The sequence below is a fragment of the Kluyvera sp. EC_51 genome, assembly GCF_019584505.1.
GTDB lineage: Bacteria > Pseudomonadota > Gammaproteobacteria > Enterobacterales > Enterobacteriaceae > Kluyvera > Kluyvera sichuanensis.
Genome location: NZ_VDAG01000083.1, coordinates 1 through 20,537, shown reverse-complemented (window position 1 = coordinate 20,537; position 20,537 = coordinate 1). Strand labels below are relative to the sequence as shown.

General features: G+C 58.6%; 18 protein-coding genes. 9 read left to right on the top strand and 9 right to left on the bottom strand.

All coding sequences use genetic code 11. The features are described 5' to 3' along the window. Positions 1–5 precede the first annotated feature (5 nt). The 5 genes from FHC49_RS14935 to FHC49_RS14915 all read left to right on the top strand — a co-directional run bounded on the left by FHC49_RS14935 (position 6) and on the right by FHC49_RS14915 (position 7,597). Positions 6–1,073, top strand: a complete 1,068-nt coding sequence (locus tag FHC49_RS14935; protein ID WP_220440203.1) for an HlyD family secretion protein — start codon at positions 6–8, stop codon at positions 1,071–1,073. Beyond that, the gene (locus FHC49_RS14930; RefSeq protein ID WP_220440202.1) at positions 1,063–2,124 is read left to right on the top strand and encodes a DUF2955 domain-containing protein; all 1,062 of its coding nucleotides are present in this window, start codon (positions 1,063–1,065) and stop codon (positions 2,122–2,124) included. The genes FHC49_RS14935 and FHC49_RS14930 overlap by 11 nt, the downstream gene beginning before the upstream one ends. Positions 2,125–2,203: 79 nt before the next feature. Beyond that, entirely contained in the window at positions 2,204–3,874 is a 1,671-nt protein-coding gene (locus tag FHC49_RS14925; RefSeq protein WP_185668195.1) for a hypothetical protein, read from the top strand. A gap of 238 nt (positions 3,875–4,112) precedes the next feature. Then, the gene (locus FHC49_RS14920) at positions 4,113–6,524 is read left to right on the top strand and encodes a hypothetical protein (protein WP_220440201.1); all 2,412 of its coding nucleotides are present in this window, start codon (positions 4,113–4,115) and stop codon (positions 6,522–6,524) included. Next, positions 6,521–7,597 (top strand): glycoside hydrolase family 105 protein, encoded by a 1,077-nt coding sequence (locus FHC49_RS14915; RefSeq protein ID WP_220440200.1) that lies wholly within the window; start codon positions 6,521–6,523, stop codon positions 7,595–7,597. The genes FHC49_RS14920 and FHC49_RS14915 overlap by 4 nt, the downstream gene beginning before the upstream one ends. A gap of 160 nt (positions 7,598–7,757) precedes the next feature. On the opposite strand, the gene FHC49_RS14910 is transcribed toward FHC49_RS14915, so the two are convergent. The 5 genes from FHC49_RS14910 to FHC49_RS14890 all read right to left on the bottom strand — a co-directional run bounded on the left by FHC49_RS14910 (position 7,758) and on the right by FHC49_RS14890 (position 10,708). Next, positions 7,758–8,003: a DUF3343 domain-containing protein gene (locus FHC49_RS14910; RefSeq protein ID WP_220440199.1), complete on the bottom strand. Its 246-nt coding sequence runs from the start codon at positions 8,001–8,003 to the stop codon at positions 7,758–7,760. Next, the gene (gene yjiL / locus FHC49_RS14905; protein ID WP_185668199.1) at positions 8,000–8,761 is read right to left on the bottom strand and encodes a putative 2-hydroxyacyl-CoA dehydratase activator YjiL; all 762 of its coding nucleotides are present in this window, start codon (positions 8,759–8,761) and stop codon (positions 8,000–8,002) included. Before yjiL ends, FHC49_RS14910 begins: the two co-directional genes overlap by 4 nt. 8 nt (positions 8,762–8,769) lie before the next feature. Then, complete coding sequence (locus FHC49_RS14900) at positions 8,770–9,921, bottom strand: double-cubane-cluster-containing anaerobic reductase (protein WP_220440198.1); 1,152 nt, start codon at positions 9,919–9,921, stop codon at positions 8,770–8,772. 77 nt (positions 9,922–9,998) lie between these two features. Further along, positions 9,999–10,469: a GNAT family N-acetyltransferase gene (locus tag FHC49_RS14895; RefSeq protein ID WP_185668201.1), complete on the bottom strand. Its 471-nt coding sequence runs from the start codon at positions 10,467–10,469 to the stop codon at positions 9,999–10,001. Then, a complete protein-coding gene (locus tag FHC49_RS14890) occupies positions 10,466–10,708 on the bottom strand; it encodes a DUF2164 domain-containing protein (protein WP_220440197.1) in 243 nt (80 codons plus the stop codon). Before FHC49_RS14890 ends, FHC49_RS14895 begins: the two co-directional genes overlap by 4 nt. 207 nt (positions 10,709–10,915) lie before the next feature. Here FHC49_RS14890 and FHC49_RS14885 point away from each other — a divergent pair, with 207 nt between their 5' ends. Further along, a complete protein-coding gene (locus tag FHC49_RS14885; protein WP_220440196.1) occupies positions 10,916–11,860 on the top strand; it encodes a TauD/TfdA family dioxygenase in 945 nt (314 codons plus the stop codon). A gap of 2 nt (positions 11,861–11,862) precedes the next feature. On the opposite strand, the gene FHC49_RS14880 is transcribed toward FHC49_RS14885, so the two are convergent. Then, a complete protein-coding gene (locus FHC49_RS14880; protein ID WP_185668204.1) occupies positions 11,863–13,299 on the bottom strand; it encodes a PLP-dependent aminotransferase family protein in 1,437 nt (478 codons plus the stop codon). Positions 13,300–13,477: 178 nt separating this feature from the next. On the opposite strand from FHC49_RS14880, the gene FHC49_RS14875 reads away from it, so the two are divergent. Continuing rightward, the gene (locus FHC49_RS14875) at positions 13,478–13,642 is read left to right on the top strand and encodes a DUF1127 domain-containing protein (protein WP_220440195.1); all 165 of its coding nucleotides are present in this window, start codon (positions 13,478–13,480) and stop codon (positions 13,640–13,642) included. A gap of 40 nt (positions 13,643–13,682) precedes the next feature. Here the strand turns inward: FHC49_RS14875 and FHC49_RS14870 are convergent, their stop codons facing one another. Both FHC49_RS14870 and FHC49_RS14865 read right to left on the bottom strand, forming a co-directional pair. Next, positions 13,683–14,327, bottom strand: coding sequence for a LysE family translocator (locus FHC49_RS14870; protein WP_220440194.1), 645 nt, complete (start codon positions 14,325–14,327; stop codon positions 13,683–13,685). 47 nt (positions 14,328–14,374) lie between these two features. Continuing rightward, positions 14,375–15,118, bottom strand: a complete 744-nt coding sequence (locus FHC49_RS14865) for an AraC family transcriptional regulator (RefSeq protein ID WP_220440193.1) — start codon at positions 15,116–15,118, stop codon at positions 14,375–14,377. 222 nt (positions 15,119–15,340) lie between these two features. Between FHC49_RS14865 and FHC49_RS14860 the strand changes: the two genes are divergently transcribed. Together FHC49_RS14860 and FHC49_RS14855 are read left to right on the top strand one after the other, a co-directional pair. Next, a complete protein-coding gene (locus tag FHC49_RS14860) occupies positions 15,341–17,881 on the top strand; it encodes a penicillin G acylase (RefSeq protein ID WP_220440192.1) in 2,541 nt (846 codons plus the stop codon). A gap of 138 nt (positions 17,882–18,019) precedes the next feature. Next, positions 18,020–19,390, top strand: a complete 1,371-nt coding sequence (locus FHC49_RS14855; protein WP_220440191.1) for an NAD-dependent succinate-semialdehyde dehydrogenase — start codon at positions 18,020–18,022, stop codon at positions 19,388–19,390. Positions 19,391–19,459: 69 nt separating this feature from the next. Here FHC49_RS14855 and FHC49_RS14850 read toward each other — a convergent pair whose 3' ends face one another. Continuing rightward, positions 19,460–20,005 carry a YfaZ family outer membrane protein gene (locus tag FHC49_RS14850; protein ID WP_185668209.1) on the bottom strand — a complete coding sequence of 182 codons (546 nt, stop codon included), beginning with the start codon at positions 20,003–20,005 and terminating at the stop codon, positions 19,460–19,462. Between the last annotated feature and the right edge of the window lie 532 nt (positions 20,006–20,537).

Sequence of the window (20,537 nt, the reverse complement as noted above, 5' to 3'; positions counted from 1 at the left end):
ACACCATGATGACGCCAGAACAGAAGTTTGCCCGCTGGGTAAGGGTCAGTATTGCCTCTTTCCTGCTGATGTTTCTCTATTTTATCGTTGCCGATATCTGGATCCCGCTGACGCCGGACTCCACGGTGATGCGCGTCGTGACGCCTATCTCTTCGCGCGTCTCCGGCTACGTTTCACAGGTCTACGTGCACAACAACAGCACGGTGAAAAAGGGCGACCTGCTGTATGAACTGGACCCAACCCCGTTTCAGAATAAGGTCGATTCCGCCGCGTTAGCGCTGGCGCAGGCCAGGCTGAGCAATCAACAGCTTGATGCCCAGATTGCCGCCGCCGAAGCGAACCTCAAGACCGCGCAGCTCACGGCCCGCAACGACCGCGTGACCTACGATCGCTACCAGAGCCTGAGCCGGATGCAGAACGTCTCGCAGTCAGATCTCGATAAAGTTCGCACCACCTGGCAGACCAGCGAGCAGTCGGTCAGCGCGCTGCACGCCTCCATTCATAACCTGCAAATTCAGCGCGGCGAGCGTGACGATAGCCACAACGTCACGCTCCAGCAGTATCAGACGGCGCTGCGGGAAGCGCAGCTCAATCTCGACTGGACCAAAATCCGCGCCGAAGCGGACGGCACCGTCAGTAACCTCCAGCTTAGCCCTGGCCTGTATGCCTCGGCGGGCAGTGCGGTGATGGCGGTGGTGAATCAGAAAACCGATATCGTGGCCGACTTCCGCGAAAAGAGCCTGCGTCATACCAAACAGGGGACCGATGCCGCGGTGGTGTTTGATGCGCTACCGGGTCAGGTGTTTGCCGCGAAGGTGACCAGCAGCGATGCGGGGATCCTCGCCGGTCAGGAAGCGGTAAACGGCGAGCTGTCGCAGCCGGAGCAGTCCACCCGCTGGGTGCGTGACGCGCAGCGTATGCGCATTCACGTGGCGCTGAACGAACCACTGGATAAAACCCTGCCAACCGGCGCGCGCGCCACGGTGCAGTTGTATAACAGCGAAGGCGGCTTTGCCCGCTTCTTCTCAGGGCTGCAAATTCACCTGATTAGCTGGTTGCACTATGTCTATTAAAACCCTCGCGCAGGTCTTTACCCCTCACGGCAACATCGTCTACACGGCGAATGATTTCCGTCAGACCTTGCGCATTGCCTTTGCCGGTATGGTGGCGCTGAGTATCTCGACGTTTTACGATACTCACTACGGCGTGTTCTTCGTCGTTTACCCGCTGCTGTTAATGTCTTTAGTACCGGTATTTAACCGCCACGTCGCCAAGCAGTTTATCTTCAGTGCGTCGTTGAACTGCCTCGAAATGGTACTGATCATCGGCTATCTCAGCCAATGGCCGGTTATCATGACGGCGGTAGTGTTTGCGCTGTACGTGGTGCGTTTTCGTTTTATGAGCCAGGGACCGCTGTTCCTGTTTGGCTCGATGGGCGTGGTCTGCCAGAGCGTGATGCTCAACTTTATGAGCTACCCTACCGCCAACTGGCACACGCTGCTGTTTTCCAATATTGAGGCCAGCGTGATGGCGGTGGCATTGAGCGCGCTGATGCATTACCTGATCCCGGATGCCGAACCGCGTAAGCCGCCGCCGCTGATTGAAAAAGATGCGGCGCGCGTGCGCCATGAATCGCTGCTGTCGGGCACGGTGGCGACGATTATTTTTATCGTCTTCCAGGTGAGCGACCTGAGCGACTCGCTCTCGGCGCTGATGGCGGGGATCCTGATCCTCTTCCCGATGCACTATCGCGGCGCGGTGATCAGCTCCATCTGGCGCGTGGCGGGTGTGGTGCTGGCGTGCCTGTACATTCTGGTGATACAGCTGATCCTTTACGATCACAGCAGCCATATGCTGTTGATGATGCCGCTTATCGGCTTAGGGCTGGCATTCAGCGCACGGCTGCACGTGATGGAAAAAGTGGGGGCGGGCGTCGGTTTTGCCAGTATCACCACCATTGGCATTATGTTTGGTCAGAATCTACAGCCGGACGGCGATCTGGTGTTCAGCGATCTGTATCGCGCCACCTCGGTGACCATCTCGCTGCTGGCGACCCTGACGATGGTATTTATCCTGCATCGCCTGCTCAACTGTTTCGCCCCAACGCGCTTTATTGTGAAGTAGCGCACTTCAGGACGCTGATTCTTCTCCCCCATTTGTGCTAACAATAGCCGCTCGCCGCGGTGGCGTGAGGGAGAAGACGATGTGGAAAACGCGTGCGCTGGAACTGAATAATCAAGAGTTCTGGAACTGGGAAAAAGCCTGCGAGCTGGTGCAGTGGGCCGCTCGCCATGATTTTAATACCGTGATTGTCGGCCAGGTCGACCTGTTCGACAAGCTGGTCTCGCCGAAGGGCTACACGCCGCACCAGTACAACGATCGTCTCTCCAGCCAGCAGCGCGCCCGCTGCGTCTACCTCAACCGTCTTGCCGGTTATTGCCACAAACAGGGGCTGCGTTTTTATCTTCAGGCCAAAGAACTCAGTTTCCCCGCCGACCTGCTGGCGGCGCATCCGCAGCTGATTGATAAAGACGGCAGCATCCGCTTTGATGTGGAATTCTGGTGTCAGTATCTGGCGGATAAACTCACGCTGCTGTGCCAGCAAATCCCCGCCATGAGCGGGCTGCTGGTGGCGCTCTCCAATACCGACGGCCTGCTGCCGGTCTCTCGCCCCAACTGGGAGTTGACCGGGCAGGACGACCCTTCGCCGCACATCGACCCGCGCAGCCTGTCGCGCTATACCCAGTGTTTTAGCGCCATGGCGCGGGCGATGATGCGTGAGAACAAACATCTGGTGCTGCGCGCCTTCCCGGCGGGCAACCACGACATCGCCAACGTGATGGAGGCGATTCGCACCCTGCCGGAATGCGTGTCGGTGTCGATAAAACTCACGCCGGAGCGTTTCTGGCCGACGTTCCCCAATAACCCGGCGCTGCTCGACGTGGAAAATCGTGACGTCTGGGTGGAGCTGGATCTGGTGGGTGAAGAGGTGGGCTGGGGCGTGTTTCCGTTCCCGCGCATCGACGAGCTACAGGGGCGCTTGCTGTGGTGCCGGGGCAATACCAGCATTAACGGCGCGGTGTGCAAAACCAGCTGGGAAGGGGTTGATAACCACTGGGTGATCGGCACGCTGAGCGAGTGCAACCTGGTGGCCTGTAGCCAGATCCTCTCGCGGGAAAATGAACATCTGACCCGCGCGGCACTGCTGACCCACTGGCTGGATGAATGCTACGGCTGGCGGCCCGATGAGGCGACGTTCGAGGAATTTCAGTCGCTGATGGCGCAGGCCGGGCAGGTGCTGTATCAGGCCATCTACGTGCGCGATCACGTCTTCCATCGCCACAGCCAGGTACCGGCAAGCTACGGCCAGGCGGTCTGGAGCCTCTACGGCCAGCTCAACCGCAACCATTGGCTGCCGGGCTCTGAACGCGACATCTTCTTCAGCGCCAGCGACGTTGAGACCTCCGGGCGCAACCTGTCGCTGATTGCCGAAGAGAAAGACGGTGCCTGGCAGGCGGCGGTGACGCTGCGCGAACAGGCGCTGGCCTTTGCCGACCGCGCGGCGTTCCCGTACTCGCTGCAAAAACGCTGGCAGGAGGAGTGGCAGGGCTTTGACCTCTACTGCCTGCTGTTCCGCCACGCCCAGAAAGCCTTCTTCACCCTCCACTTTGCGCGGCTGGTGGAAAACAGCTGGAGCATGCGCGAGATTTGCCAGGTCAATATCCAGGAGCTGTACCGCTGCGCGGCGGAAATGGACAGCTTCTGCGCCCAGCACACCGACGCGTCGCCGGGGCTGCACGTGATGTTCGACCCGACCCGCGTGCGCATGCTGGCCGACAGCCTGAGCCACGAGCTAACGCAGTTGAAAGGGTGAAATGTGATGGCGATCACTCCTCCTTCGCGCTCCACTGCCGTGAAACGTGAAATTCCCCGTTTCATCGCAGGTAACTGACTCTCCTCATGTGATATTCATCACGTTTTATCCCCGTGCCCGGTCAGGATTGTGAATGACCGGGCAGTTCCGCAAAACCCCGCCCTTATCCGCGTAGCCTGCGGCATACCGTTTCCAGAGAATAACGAGCAATTACTTAGCGGTTATTGAGGAAAGCATAATGAGGCTGGTTGCGGGCGAAGCGCTGACGCGTTTTACGGTGTCACTGCCGCACAATGAGCGGTTTGCGGAGTTTTTCACGGGCGAAGCGGTCGATGAGCCGATGGACTATCGGTTCGCCAACGGCAAAGGCCCGGCGGAGGACGCATTCTGTCGGCGCATCTTCCGCCGCGATTTTGCGCAGCGCGCCGTGTCGCCAGACAAGGCGTTACCAGCGAGCGAGGTCACCTGGACTGGACACAGCGATACCGTGACCTTTTCGGGCGTGCAGCCCGTCGCCACCCACAGCCAGCGCTGGCTGCGCGTCACCCTGCATGCGCCCCAGACCGGTCGCTATCCTTTCGAGATTGCCACCTGCGGCGGCGTGCGTATCTGGAGCGGCGACGAGCAGGCCGTCTGCTTCACGCCGTTTACCCGCAATACGCTGCAAACGCAGGCCGTTGATATCCCTCTGCAGCAGGGGGAGAACGCGCTGCTTATCCACCTCGACGAGCTGTTTGAACGCGACACCATTTTTGCCTTCCGCATGATCTATCTTGGTGAGCGTCCGCTTGAGGCAGGGCTGCCGACGATGGATACAGCGTATGTGGAAGCGCTGGCGCAGTTTATAGGCTCGCTGCCCGCAACCATCACCGTACGCGACCAGCGCCTGGCGCTGGCCTGCCCGGCAAATCTAACCCTGACGCTGCGCGGCGCGGTGCACAGCCTCGGCAACGACTGCATTCCAACGATCCCGCTGGATTTCGGCCTGGTCGCCACCGGTAACGGCGAGCTCACGCTCCCGCTTCCGGCCTCTATCGGCATGGGCCACTATCGTCTGACGCTGACCGCCTCGCTGGGGGATGTCACCATGAGCCGCGCGCTTAGCGTCACCGTGCAGCCCCAGGAGGCGCTACCCGGTGGTGAAGGTGTGCTGGAGACCCGCAAGCGCGTGGCCCTGAGCTACATCGCCGAGCACGGCGTGCCGCGCACCGGGCGTTTGCTCGCCATGCTGCATGTGGGCGATACCGGCTCGCTGGCGCAGAACCTGCTGATTCGCACCCTGCAACGTATCAGCGCCCGTCAGGACTGTTCGGATTTCTCGATGGTGCCGCTGCTGTGGATCTGGCATGACTTCCACGGCGAACACTTCCCGGCGGTGCTGTGGAAACGCGTGCGCTCCGCCATTGTTGGCTATCGCTATTGGTACGATGAACTGGGCAACGACGTGATGTGGTACTGGAGCGAAAACCATGCGCTCTGCTTCCATACCGCGCAGTACCTCGCCGGGCAGATGTTCCCGGAGGATCGTTTTATTGCCTCTGGCCGCACGGGCCGCGATCAGCAGGAGATGGCCGCTCAGCGCCTGAGTGCCTGGTTCGATGCCGTCGAGCAGCAGGGCTTTGTCGAGTGGAACTCTGCGCCGTACTACCCGGTGGACTACATCGGCCTGTTCGCGCTCTACCAGCTGGCCGACGATGCTACGTTGCGCCAGCGCGCTCAGCGCTTAATCGACCGCCTGATGCAGACCAGCGCGCTGCATTACCAGTCCGGCATTGCTGCAGGCACCATGGGCCGAGTGTATGAAAAAGAGCTGCTGGCAGGCCAGATGACCGAGCTTTCCGCCTTCGGCCACGTCGCCTGGGGCGGCGGGCACGTCAACCGCAAGTGCGCCTCGCTGCCTTTTTTCTGCCTGAGCGACTACGTGCCGCCAATGGAGTCGGCACGCTATGCGCGCTTAACCCACGGCATGCTCAGCGCCCACTACCAGTGCGGCGGCGGCAACATTGTGGCGTGGAAGCAGCCAGCAGTCAGCCTTTCCAGCTGCGTGGATCACCACAGCGGCGAGCGCGGGCATCAGCAGCACCTGGTGGATGTGCAGTTTGCCGCGCGTCCCGAGGCGCGGCTGTGGGTCAACCATCCGGGCGACGTGGCACCGGGCAGCGAAGCGCGTCCCTCCTTCTGGGCGGGTAACGGCGTGCTGCCGCGCGTGATGCAGGTGGAGAATCAGACCATGCTGCTGTGGCAACTGGACGAGCGTGATGCGCTGGGCTGGACGCATCTGCATCTTCACGCCGAAGCTTTTGAGGAAGTGCTTCCGCTGGCGCAGGGCTTTGCCGTGCGGGCGGGTAACGCCTTTGCCGCCGTACTGTGCTCGCAGCCGCTCACCGTCAACGGTGATGAAGTACGCGCCGAAGGCCGCCGCGTGGCGTGGTGGCTGGAGGTGGGTGAGGGTGATTTTAATGCCTTCTGCCAGCGCGTTCAGGCGCTGCGCATTGAACATCAAGGCGACATCGCGCGGGTGATAGATAGCCAGCACACGCAGATGCAGCTCGACGGGCAGGGTAACTGCCAGCACCACGGCAAGGCCGCCGCGTTCCCGACGCTGGTGGGCAATGAAATTCAGGTCACGCTGTCAGGAGACGCGCAATGAACAACGCAGCATTAAACGGCCTGCTGGAGCAGGTGGTTCAGGGTTTCTGCCGCCTGAAAAATATGGGTGAAGTAGGTATCCGCGGCGGCGAAGGCTTTGCCATCCACTTCGAAGAGTGGGAATGGGAAGTCGGCGTCGGTCTGTACGGCTTCTGGCAGTATGCGCGCCAGCAAAATGATGCCCGCCTCCAGCAGTCGATCCTCACCTGGTATGAAGATCAGCTGACGAAAGGGCTGCCGGAAATTCAGATCAACACCACTGCGCCGATGATCACGCTCGCGCTGGTGGCCGGGCACACCGGGCGTCAGGATCTGCTGAAGGTGGTGAACGACTGGGCCGATGCGCTGTTGCGTACTCTGCCGAAAACCGAAGAGGGCGGCTTCCAGCACGTGGTGAAAGAACAGCCGAACACCGGGCATCTGTGGGACGACACGTTGTTTATGACCTGCTTGTTTCTCGGCACGGCGGGCGTGGTGCTCAAGCGCAAAGATCTTATCGACGAAGCCGCGTACCAGTTCCTGCTGCACACCCGCTACCTGTGCGAACCGGCGAGCGGCCTGTGGTATCACGGCTGGACGTTCGTTGGCAAACACCATTTTTCGGCAGCGTTCTGGGGGCGCGGCAATGCGTGGATCACCGTGGCGATCCCGGAATTTATCGCCCTGCTCGGCGACAGCCTGGATGCCAGCGTGAAGCGCTACCTCTCGGTGGTGGTGGCGCGTCAGGTGAACACGCTCTGCGAGCTACAGGCCGACAACGGCATGTGGCACACGCTGCTCGACGATCCGTTTTCGCCGCAGGAATCTTCCGCTACGGCGGGGATCGCCTACGGCATGCTGCGTGGCGTGCGGATGGGGATCCTCGACGAGAAGGTGGCCGATAATGCGATGCGCGCCTGGCATGCGCTGCGCGACAGAATCGACGATGGGATCTTACTGGAAGCGTCGAAAGGGACGATGGTCGGGCCGGATATGCAATATTACTGCGATATCGCCATGGCCCCGGTGCCGTATGCGCAGGCGCTGATGATGCTGTTATTACTGGAGTTACAGCAGGAGAAATGGTGCCGCTAATTGCCTGGCACAATGTATCCCCTCTCCCCTGCGGGGAGAGGGCTAGGGTGAGGGGGCTGGTTGGATGCCTAAATTCTGTCAGCTACCGTGAATTAACCCCCACCCTTAAAAAGTCCTGTAGGCCGGGTAAGGCGTAGCCGCCACCCGGCAAAACACCAAACTACCCTGGGAACGTATGCAACAACACAAACCCTTCGCCGCAGCGATAAATACTCTCCGTTGCGCCGGGCATCACCCAGCGTAACTCGCTGTCTTCCTCGCAATGCAGATAAATACACAGCCCGCAGCCGCCGCGAAGCTGGCGCGGAATATCCGCCACCCGGAAGGATATCTCTTCGGCCTGGAGCGCTTTGCGGGTTTGCACCACGCCCAGCGTCGAGTGGAACAAAAACAGATACTCCGTCATTTTCTCATCCGTTGCCCAATCATCGCCGCGCCAATCGCCCCGGCAAACTGCGCGTCGGGATGCGTGTGCACCGGCATGTTCACGTGCTCTGAAAGTCTCCGCCCAAACGCCGCGCAGTGGCTAACGCCGCCGGTAAACAGCAGCGGCCCTTGCGCCGACAGTCGGCTAATAAAGTTGGCGCTACGTCGCGCCATCGCGTTAACCACCCCCGCCAGAATCGCCTCCGGCGGTACGCCCGCGGAGCGCAGGCTAATCACTTCGGATTCGGCAAACACCGTGCACATACTGGTAATGGCGTGCGGCTCAACCCCTTCCGTCAGCGCATCCAACTGCTCGACGCTGGCCCCCAACGTGCGGGAAATTACCTCCAGAAAGCGCCCGGTACCCGCCGCGCATTTGTCGTTCATCAGGAAATCGGTGAGGTTGCCGTCCTCATCCAACTGGATCACCTTGCTGTCCTGACCGCCGATATCAATCACCGTACGGGTTTCCGGCAGCAGCAGCCGCGCGCCGCGCCCGTGACAGGAGATTTCCGTCACCTGCTTGTCGGCAAAATCAACCAACTGGCGGCCGTAACCGGTAAGCGTCAAAAATGGCCGCACTTCGAGCCCGGCGCGCAGCGTCTCCCACGCCTCAACGATGGCGTCAGCGGGGCGAAACGGCGTAGGGGTGAGGAAACGACGGCGAATCACGCCGTCTTCCAGCAGGATGCCTTTGGTGGCGGTCGACCCTGAATCAATGCCTATTGATAACGTCACGCGCGCTCCTACAGCATTTCAATAAAGGCCGCTACGCGGGTGCTGAGCTGGCCGATATCGGCGGTGGAGTAATCGGTCTCAATGGCGATATAGGGAATATTATGTTGCTGGCGCACGTGGCGTTTAATCGCCATCGATTCAACGGCATAGGTATGGCAGGCTTGCAAAATCACGTCCACCACGCCGTCGGCCTGATACTCGTCGACCATCTGGCTGAGCAACCTTAAACGCTGGTCGTTCGGCGAGATGCACGAGCAACCGATGGCGAGGTATTTATCGGTCAGCGCGTCGTACACGTCGCCGTCCTCGTCGACGCAGTGCTCGGTGGCCTTCGCGCCGGTGCAGTTTTCATAGCCCACTACCCAGCCGCCGTTGTCCTCAATGGCTTTGACCACTTTCTCCGCCGCACCGCCGATCGGGCAGCCGGTGATCAGAATGCGCGGGCGCGCGTCCAGCCGCTTGCCGCTTTCCCACTCCTGACGCACGCGCTCGGCCATGCCGTTCAGCTCATTAATCAGCGCCTCTTTATCGAAGCGGAAGGTTGCGCCATACACCACTTTCAGAATGTCGCTGCCGCTTAATGCCGGTGGATTGAGCTGCCCGACGCGGTAGAAGTTGGCCAGCGCCCGGTGCTCGCGGTTCTTGAGGGCGATCGCCTCGCGCAGCGATGCTTCGGAAATTTGCGTGCCAAAACGAGCTTCAACCGCCTGCTGAAGACGCAGGATTTCCGCCTTCCACAGCGCGCGGGAAGCCGCGTCGGCGGCGCTGTTCGGCAACTGCATGACGTGCACTGGCTTAAATTCGGCCATGTACTCGTACATCTTCTTTTTGCCGTCGCAGGTGGTTTCACCGACCACCAGATCGGAGAAATAAAAGTAGGGGCATTTGTCAGTTTTGCCAAAGCCGTAGCTGCTTTTGATAAGCGGGCACAGATTGCGTGGGAGGTCTTTCTCCGCTTCTTCGATGGTTTCATCCGACGTAGAGCAGAGCGACACAACGACCGCGCCCGCCGCCATCGGGATCTCCTGCGGCATAAAGGTGCAGTAGGTGCCGACCAGCGGCGTGCCTTGCTCTTTGAGATCCATGACGGTAAGAAAGCCTTTCTGCCGGGCTTCGGAGAACTGATCGAAAATGGCGGGTAGATCGGTGATAAGCGACATGATTTTCCTTCCCCGTAACACGGGAGACGATAAAATAAGTCGCCATTATACCCATATTTAAAATAGGGTTTTGTTGATCATACCCCCAGCTCTCGGCTGTAGACCCGCGAAGATTCTCCCCACGGATGGTAGCCTAACCCGTTAAATATGAACCCTGATTTCTCGTAAAACCCATCGATGTCGGTGCACAGATGCAGCTGGCTAAACCCCAGCGTGTGGGCGTGCCGCGCGATATGCTCAATCAACCGCCGCGCCAACCCCTGCTGACGGTATTCCGGCTCAATATAGAGCGCACACAGCCACGGATACAGCTCGCCGCGGCTAATAAAATCGTTGGTAATCAACCCCGCACAGCCGATGATATGTTCGCCATCCTGCAGCCAGTACCACTGCGGCAGCGGGTTTTTCGCCCCCGGCGTGCGGCGCAGCGCGTCGTCGTAAACCATCATCGACGCTTCCGATGCCCACTGTTGCTGGAAATAGGCGATAACCGCCTCCATCTGCTCGGGATGGTCGCGTAAAGAACGAATAACGTACTGTGAACTCATAGAATTTTCTTCAGATCCATCTCTTCCTGAATACGCTCGCTCCACGCAAAGTGGGTGCGAATCGCTTCATCAATCCCGGCGTTATAAAAGGCTGGCCCCAGTTTCTCGATAATAAAATCGATAAAGAACTCCGCGTCGAACTGCTCCAGCTCGAGGTCGAACTGTTTAGCGCAGTAATCCGTTAGCTGATCGCGCAGCTTCTCGCGCTCGGCAGGGGTGAGGGTGATTTCCGTGCTCATAAAGACTCCTGTGTCATTCCCGGCGGCGCTGCGCTTGGCCGGGCTACAAGTTGGTAGCCCGGGCGAGGCGTTTACGCCGACCCCGGGGCGGCTCGATGCCGAATAATGCAATCCCAAGTGGCAGCTATCAATATCACAAAGTCGACTTTGTGACCCGGCGGAATATTTCTATATTCGGGTTTCTGACGATTTTAAAGGGGCGCAATCATGACTGCTGTGAACACTGCTGATACCGATTTTCCTTTACTGAACGTACGCCGCGTAGCGGGCAACATCGGCGCGGAGATCCGTGATATTCACCTCTCTGCAAGTCTTGATGCCGACACCTTCGCCCAGCTCGACGCGGCGCTGGTCAAATACAAAGTGCTGTTCTTCCGCCAGCAAGGTCACCTGACCGATGCCGAACATCAGGCCTTCGGTGCGCGCTTCGGCAAGATTGTTCCCCACCCTACGGTACCGTCCCCGGAAGGCACCAAACTGTTTGAGCTCGACGCCTCCAAAGGCGGCGGCCGCGCCGACTCGTGGCACACCGACGTCACCTTCGTTGACGCCTTCCCGAAAATCTCCATCCTGCGCGGCGTCACCATCCCGGAATACGGCGGCGACACCGTGTGGGCCAACACCGCCCGTGCCTACGAGCAGTTGCCGGAGACGCTCAAGCGCTTCGTCGACACCCTGCACGCGGTGCACAGTAATGATTATGACTACGGTGCCGAGCGCGTGGTCGTCGAAACGCACCGTCTGGCGCATCACCAGAAAGTGTTCGTCTCATCCCTGTGGGAAGCCGAGCACCCGGTGGTGCACGTCCACCCGGTCAGCGGTGAACGCGCGCTGCTGCTGGGGCATTTTGTCAAACGGCTGGTGGGTTTTAGCTCGCGGGAATCCGCGCAGCTGTTCGAACTGCTGCAAAACCGCATCACCCGCCTCGACAACACCGTGCGCTGGCAGTGGCAGCAGGACGATGTGGTGATTTGGGACAACCGCAGCACCCAGCACTACGCGGTCAACGACTACGGCACCCAGCCGCGCGTGGTGCGTCGGGTGACGGTGGAAGGGGAGATTGCGGTAGGGGTGGATGGCAGCAAAAGTCACACGGTTTCACGGCCGCAGGATGCGGCGAATGGGGAAGGTGCGGTTAGCGCTGTCTCCTGACATCAACGATGGGCGGTGGTTTCATCCCACTCCATCGCCACCTTCACCGCCATCCCCAACTGCACCATCACCTCCCGATGCTTGTCGATCGGCGGCAGCGCGCAGTTGATCCGCAAGCAGTTCCGGTATTTCCCCGACGCGGAAAACAGCGATCCCGGCGCCACCTGGATCTTCATCCGGCATAGCTGCTGGGCGACGCAGACCATATCCACCTGCTCGGGCAGCTCCACCCACAGCATAAAGCCGCCGGTTGGGCGGGTGACGCAGATCCCGCAGGGGAAGAACTCGCGCAGCCAGCAGGTGTAGATCTCCATGTTGCGCTGGTAGATCTGCCGCATCCGCCGCACGTGGCGGTGGTAGTGGCCTTCGCGGATAAAGTTAGAGGCGGCAAGCTGGGTCGAGGGCACGTTGGTGCCGCTGGCGGCGTATTTCATCTGCAACAGCTTGTCGTAATAGCGGCCCGGTGCAATCCAGCCAATGCGCAGGCCGGGGGCGATGGTTTTGGTAAATGAGCTGCACAGCATTACCCGGCCGTCGATATCCCATGAGTGGATAGTGCGCGGGCGCGGGTACTCGGTCGCCAGTTCGCCGTAAATATCATCTTCAAAAATCACGATATCGTAGCGCTGGGCAAGGCTCAGCACCGCGCGCTTGCGGGCGTCGGGCATGATAAAGCCCTGCGGGTTGTTGCAGTTGGGGACGAGGATCACCCCTTTGATCGGCCACTGATCCAGCGCCATCTCCAGCGCTTCGATGCTGATCCCGGTGTTGGGATCGGTCGGGATCTCAATGGCCTTCAACCCCAAACCGCGCAGTAGCTGCATGGTGCCGTAGTAGGTGGGCGATTCAACGGCAATAATGTCGCCGGGCTGGCATACCGACAGCAGCGCCAGCGACAGTGCGCTGTGGCAGCCGCTGGTGATGATCAAATCGTCGGCGGTCACCACCGAACCGCCGTCAAGCATCAGGCGGGCGATCTGCTCGCGCAGTTCACGGCGACCGGCCAACTCGTCGTAGCTCAGCACATCAACGATGTTGTGCTGTACCACCCGGCTCATCTCGCGCCAGAGCGGCTTCAGGCTGGGCTGGGTGACGTCCGGCGAGCCGCCGCCGAAAGGGATAATCGATTTATCGCCGCGGGCTTCCAGCATATCCAATACCTGATCCCACTGGGTGATCTCCACCGGGCGCTGTACCGGGCGTGACATCGGCGGTACCGGCGGCTGGGCTTTTTGCGGGGCAACGAAGTAGCCGGAACGCGGCTGCGGGGTAATCAGCTGGCGCTGCTCCAGCGTCTGATACGCCTGCTGTACGGTGCTGATGCTGACGCCGTGCTCCTGACTCAGGCTGCGCACGGAAGGCAGCTTCTCGCCATGACGATACAGCCCTTGCTCAATCCGCTCGGCCAGCAGGTTGGCCAGATGTTGGTAACGCGTCATCGCTGTATCCTCAGTTTTCGCCATACAGATGAAAAAACCAGTACAGTCAGGCGAGAAAAACCGCACGCAGATACCGTTTTAGCGAATCTGTATGTTAAAGAAAAGTGTTTTTTGAATCTGTATTGCAAGGCCTGAAATCCGTGAAGATAAAGCCTCTGACAAGGCGAGGAGGTAGAGGATGGAATTTCACGAGAACAGGGCGAAACAGCCGTTTATCGGTTTTGTGCAGGTAGGGCGTTTTATTAAAAAATGGTGGGTACAGCAGCAAACGCGCCGCATATTGCAGAAAATGAGCGATGAACAGCTCAAGGATATTGGGCTGCGACGTGATGAGCTGCGTTAAAATACGGGCGGCGTGTTAAGACACGTCGCCCGCCATCGTTTTAACTGGCGACAAATTGCCACAGGATCCAACCGCCAAAACCGATCAGTATGCCACCGGCGGCCCGTTCAATTTTCCAGACAAGATTGCCCAAACGGCGCTGAACCTGAGGCAGCGCGATCAGCACGATCAACAGCAGATCCCATAGCAGCACAACGCTGGTCATCCAGACGCCGCATATCGCCTGTTGCGCCACGGTCACGTCCGGGCCCAGCAGCGCCGTCATCAGCGCCAGATAAAACAGCGCATTCTTTGGATTGAGTAGCGAAGAAGCTAAGCCTAATAGCAGCTGTTTCGTGAGCGACGGTCGTGCTGAGAGTGAGGCGTGCTGCCACTCCAGCTTCCCGGCGCGACTTTTCAGCAGCTGGCTGCCGACCCAGAGCAGATAGCCCGCACCCAACAGTTCGATAAGGGTGAAAAGCAGCGGCGCCTGGCGCAGCAGCCCCGAGCCAATCACCACCAGTAAAATATACAGCCCGTTCCCTGCCGCAATACCAAAGCACAGCCCCATGCTGCCGCGCAGCCGATAACGGATGGCGTAGCCAATCAGTAAAAAGAAGTCCGGCCCCGGGCTGAGCAGCGCCATAAAGTGCGCCAGCGCCAGTGCGGGAAATGCCGGAGGAAATAACGATGTGACCTGTTCCATAGCGACCTCAATGAAAAACGTGAGGTCAGCGTATGCCGGTGAACGCGTTAATTATTGTCAGATATTGACTGACCCAACGCGTATTGTCGCGGCGTGGCGGCCGTGTAGCTGACGAAGGTTTTGTGGAAATGACTCTGGTCGGCGAAGCCGGTCTGGTAGGCCACGTCGGCAATCTCGTCCCCGGCCCGCAGGTGTGCTTTCGCTAACTCCACCCGGGAATTGTTGAGAAAGCTGCCGGGGGTCAGGCCCGTATCCTGCTTGAACGTTCGGATTAAGGTCTCTTTGCGCAGCGAGAAGCGCGCGGCGAACTCATCAAGGGAGGGCGGAGAGACGGGGTCAGCCAGCAGCGCCTGCAGTAATTGTTGGCTGGTGGCGCGCAGCGTTTCTTCACCTTTAGCGCTCAGTGAGAGGGCAGATAACAGGGCGGTCAGCGCGTCGGCGGACATCTGCTCGACAACGTTGAGATACAGACGGAACAGCGCGTCATTGCGGATAACCTGTCGGGCCAATGGCAGTGGCGTGTCGATATAGAGCATATGGTAGCTGCGCGGCTTTCCTTGTATTGGGTTGCAGCTGTGCGGCGCGTTGGCGGGGATCACGATGAGGTCACCGGGGGATAAAAGGTACTCCTGCCCATTGCAGACGCAGCGCGTTCCGCCTTCCACAATCGCCCCGATTGAAAGCTGCGGGTGGCTGTGACGCTTATAGGCCTGCGTGCTCTGCCGGGTGCTGCGCCGTTCCAGTCCGGGCTGTCGGGTGAAGGTCTGATGAATATCGCGTGGTGTGGTCATTCGTTCGTCCCGGCGGTTTTTTATTTTTATACCACATCAGGGGAAAACGGACAGAAATGCGTGAAAATTAAACGATTCGCTTTGGATCACATTAACCAATTTAATGTATCAAATAACTGATATCAGACTCACAGTTCACGCTGAAATCATTCGCAACGTATAGATAAATACTGCTCCACAGCTAGTATCAATTCGCTAATCATACACCTGCAAGAGGATACAATGAAAAATACAAATCGTATGATCGTGAACTGTGTTGCTGCTTCCCTGATGTGTTCCTGGAGCCTTTCCGCGCTGGCGGCAGGCACCCAGACCGAGGTCAAGATTGTTCGCGATGAATACGGCATGCCGCATATTTACGCCGATGATACCTATCGACTGTTTTACGGCTATGGCTACGTGGTGGCGCAGGATCGTCTGTTCCAGATGGAGATGGCGCGACGCAGTACTCAGGGCACGGTCTCTGAAGTGCTCGGCAAGTCGTTTGTGCGCTTTGATAAGGATATTCGCCAGAACTACTGGCCGGACTCGATTCGGGCGCAAATCGCGGCGCTCTCGCCGGAGGATAAGTTTATCCTGCAAGGCTATGCCGACGGCATGAACGCCTGGATTGATAAGGTTAACGCCAACCCCGGCACGCTGCTGCCAAAACAGTTTTCGACCTTCGGCTTTGCCCCACAGCACTGGCAGCCTTTTGATGTGGCGATGGTTTTTGTCGGCACCATGGCGAACCGTTTCTCTGACAGCACCAGCGAAATTGATAACCTGGCGCTGTTGACGGCGCTCAAAGATAAGTACGGTAAACAGCAGGGTATGGCGGTCTTTGACCAGTTGAAATGGCTGGTGAACCCGTCTGCACCCACCACCATTTCCCCTAAGGAGAGCCACTACCCGCTCACCTTCGACCTTAAGAACGCACAAACGGCAGCGCTCCTGCCGCGCTACGATCGCCCGGCACCGATGCTCGACCGGCCAGCAAAAGGTGCAGACGGTGCGCTGCTGGCGCTGACGGCGGGGCAAAACCGCGAAACTATCGCCGCGCAGTTTGCGCAGAGCGGGGCCAACGGGCTGGCGGGCTACCCAACGACCAGCAACATGTGGGTGATTGGCAAAAGCAAAGCGCAGGATGCGAAGGCCATTATGGTCAACGGCCCGCAGTTTGGTTGGTACGCGCCGGCCTATACCTATGGCATTGGTCTGCACGGTGCGGGCTATGACGTCACCGGAAATACACCGTTCGCGTATCCTGGTCTGGTGTTTGGTCATAACGGCACGATTTCATGGGGTTCTACCGCTGGTTTCGGCGATGATGTCGACATCTTTGCCGAAAAACTGTCGAAGGATAAACCCGGCTATTACCAGCACAACGGCCAGTGGGTGAAAATGCTGAGCCGCGAAGAGACCATTAAGGTCAAAGACGGCCAGCCGGAGAACTTCACCGTCTGGCGTACCCTGCACGGCAACGTGATTCAAACCGATCCCGCGACCGAAACGGCCTATGCCAAAGCGCGCGCGTGGGACGGCAAAGAGGTGGCATCGCTGCTGGCGTGGACCCACCAGATGAAGGCGAAAAACTGGCAGGAGTGGACGCAACAGGCGGCGAAACAGGCGCTGACCATCAACTGGTACTACGCCGACGTCAACGGCAATATCGGCTACGTGCACACCGGCGCGTATCCCGACCGCCAACCGGGCCACGACCCGCGTCTGCCGGTACCTGGCACCGGGAAGTGGGACTGGAAAGGGCTGCTCTCCTTCGATTTGAACCCGAAGGTGTATAACCCGCAGTCGGGCTATATCGCCAACTGGAACAACTCGCCGCAAAAAGAGTACCCGGCGTCCGATCTGTTTGCCTTCCTGTGGGGCGGTGCGGACCGCGTGACCGAGATTGACCGCATTCTCGATAAGCAGCCGCGCTTTACCGCTGACCAGGCCTGGGACGTGATCCGCCAAACCAGTCGTCAGGATCTGAACCTGCGGCTGTTCCTGCCTGCGCTGAAAGAGGCGACGGCGAGCCTGCCGGTGAGCGACCCGCGTCGTCAACTGGTGGATAAACTGGCGGGTTGGGATGGTACCAACCTGCTGAGTGAAGGCGGTAAAACCTATCAGCAGCCGGGCTCGGCGATCCTCAACGCCTGGCTGACCAGCATGCTCAAGCGAACGGTTGTGGCGGCAGTGCCGAAGCCGTTTGGCGATTGGTACAGCGCCAGCGGCTATGAGACGACGCAGGACGGGCCAACCGGCTCGCTGAACATCAGCGTGGGGGCGAAGATCCTCTATGAAGCGCTGCAGGGCGAGAAGTCGCCGATTCCGCAGGCGGTCGATCTGTTTGGCGGAAAACCGCAGCAGGAGGTGGTGCTGGCGGCACTGGACGATGCCTGGCAGACGCTGTCAACGCGCTACGGTAATGACCTGAACGGCTGGAAAACCCCGGCGATGGCGCTGACCTTCCGGGCCAATAACTTCTTCGGCGTGCCGCAGGCGGCAGCGGAAGAAGCGCGTCATCAGGCGGAGTACCAGAACCGAGGTACGGAAAACGACATGATTGTGTTCTCACCGTCGGCCAGCAAAAGCCCGGTGCTTGCCTGGGATGTGGTCGCGCCGGGTCAAAGCGGGTTTATTGCCCCGGACGGTAAGGCGGATAAACACTATGACGATCAGCTGAAGATGTATGAAACCTTTGGGCGAAAATCGCTGTGGTTAACGCCGCAGGAAGTGGATGCGCATAAGGAATCACAGGAGGTTCTGCAGGTGAAACGGTAATCTTCCATCTGCCATCCCCCGTCTTATCCGGCGGGGGATGTCTATTCGGAAAGCTCCGTTTATACCCAACTTTACGCCCGCAACCAGCCAGAATGACTACCCTTAATACCCTAAGCGGTAAAAACAAGGAGATTCATGATGGCTTACCAGACAGTAAATCCTGCCACTAACCAGCTTATCAAAGCATACCCTTCTCATACAGATGCAGACGTTGAAGCGGCGCTGAAGGCGGCCGATGCGCTCTACCATTCCGACTGGGCAAAAGGGGATATCGACCAGCGTCTGCCGGTGCTGCACAAACTGGCTGATTTGATTGATGCCCGCGCTGAGGAACTGGCAAAAATTGCCAGTCAGGAGATGGGTAAACTCATTGCCCAGAGCCGCGGCGAAGTGAAACTGTGCGCGCAAATCGCTCGCTACTATGCCGACAATGCAAAGCAGTTTCTTGCGCCGGTGAAGTACAAATCTGAGCTGGGCGAGGCGTGGGTTGAGCATCACCCTATCGGTGTGCTGATGGCCGTGGAGCCATGGAATTTCCCTTATTACCAGCTGATGCGCGTGCTGGCTCCGAACCTGGCGGCGGGTAACCCGGTGCTGGCGAAGCACGCCAGCATTGTACCGCACTGCGCGGAGGCCTTTGCGCAGCTGGTACGTGAAGCGGGCGCGCCGGAAGGGGCGTGGGCGAACCTGTATATCTCGCAGGAGCAGGTGGCGAATATTATCGCCGACGACCGGGTGCAGGGCGCGGCGCTAACCGGTTCCGAAAAAGCGGGGAGCGTGGTCGCGGCGCAGGCGGCGAAGCACATCAAGAAATCGACCCTTGAACTGGGCGGTAACGACGTCTTCGTGGTGCTGGATGATGCCAACCTCGATAAAGCGGTGAAAATTGGCGTCAATGCCCGTTTGAACAACGCCGGGCAGGTCTGTACTGCGGCAAAACGCTTTGTGCTGCATGAGAAAATTGCCGACGCCTTCCTGAGTAAATTTACCGAAGCCTTTAAGCAGGCAAAAATCGGCGACCCGCTGGATGAAAGCACCACGCTGGGCCCGCTGTCGTCAAAAGACGCGCTGGAGACGCTGACCAAACAGGTCAACGAGGCGGTGAAAAACGGTGCGAAGCTGCATCTCGGCGGCAAGCCGGTGCAGCGTGATGGCAGTTTCTTCGAACCTACTATCCTGACCCATATTTCTCGCGATAACCCGGCGTATTTTGAAGAGTTCTTCGGCCCGGTCGCGCAGATTTACGTCGTTAAAAACGATGATGAAGCGGTCGCCCTCGCCAATGATTCCCACTATGGGCTGGGGGGCGCGGTATTTAGCCAGGATATTGAGCGGGCGAAGAAAATGGCCTCGTGCATTGAGACCGGGATGGTATACATCAACTGGCTGACTGATACCGCGGCGGAACTGCCGTTTGGCGGCGTTAAACGTTCCGGCTATGGCCGCGAGCTGTCGGATCTGGGGATTAAAGAGTTTGTGAACCAGAAGCTGGTGGTGGTCCGTCGATAACGGCACTCATAAAAAAACCTGCCATCTGGCAGGTTTTTTTTGTCGGTATAGCGCGCGTTTTCCGTTTTATTAGAAAGTCACGCCGCCGCCCACGTAGGCGCCATCAATCAGCGTGTGCCCTGGGCGACCGTCTTTACCGTCAACGCTCACGTGGCGGTAGCCCACTTTCAGCGTTACCGGTTTGATAGGGGTCCAGCTCACGCCGCCGTTGGCTTCAACGTAGTTTTTCACGCTGTTGTTCAGCCCTTCTGGTGCGACATAGCCTTCACCAAATACGTTAATGCTGTCGGTCAGCGCCACGTTCACGCCGCCGCCGATAGGGAAGGCCACGCCGTTATCGCCTTTTTTCGGCCCGAGGTAGATGGCTTTCGCGCCAGCGTTCAGCATGACCGGGCCAACTTCAACGTTATAGCCTGCACCCACGCCGCCGGTCTGCGTACCGTCATCGGTATTTTTCAGCCAGTTGCTTTCTGCATACAGGCCGGAAGAGGATTTGCCCATTTCCAGATTAAGGTTGGTGAAGTTCTTACCTTGCTCAATGCTGCCGCCCATTGCCAGCGCGGAACCGGATACAGCAGTCAGAGCGGAAAGGAGCAGGATATTAAGCTTTTTCATGGTTTATTCCTCGTCATAAAATTAATCTGAGGACACCTTAACAAGTGGGTTTTACTTCTGCAAATGTGACTCATGTCGATTTTTAATGCTGGAATTGTAATCACCACGGTCTTTTTTTGTTGCTTGAGTGTTTGTTTTTACCGGCGTCAATGATTAGCGTTTTGATGTTTAGCGCCCGTTTAGTTTTTGGCTAAACGTACCTTGAACAGAGCGGGGGATATTGGTTGGTAGTGAATTAATTGTCTTTCTAATAATTTCCGAAAATGCTCCAACTGTCATGAATAAAAATGAGAATTTACATTTCTACGCATTTAATTACCCCCTCCAGGCGGAGGGAGGGCGTGATTTAAGCTGCTGTTGTAGCCCGGCCAAGCGAAGCGCCGCCGGGAGCAGCTCGGTACTCATCCCGGCGGCGCTTCGGTACAAACCGGAAACATAGGTAACACTTTAGACCGGATACATGGGTAACAGTTATAACTGGCATAGAAGAGGAGACTCGCTATGCCCTGGACTGAGACCCGACCTATGCAAC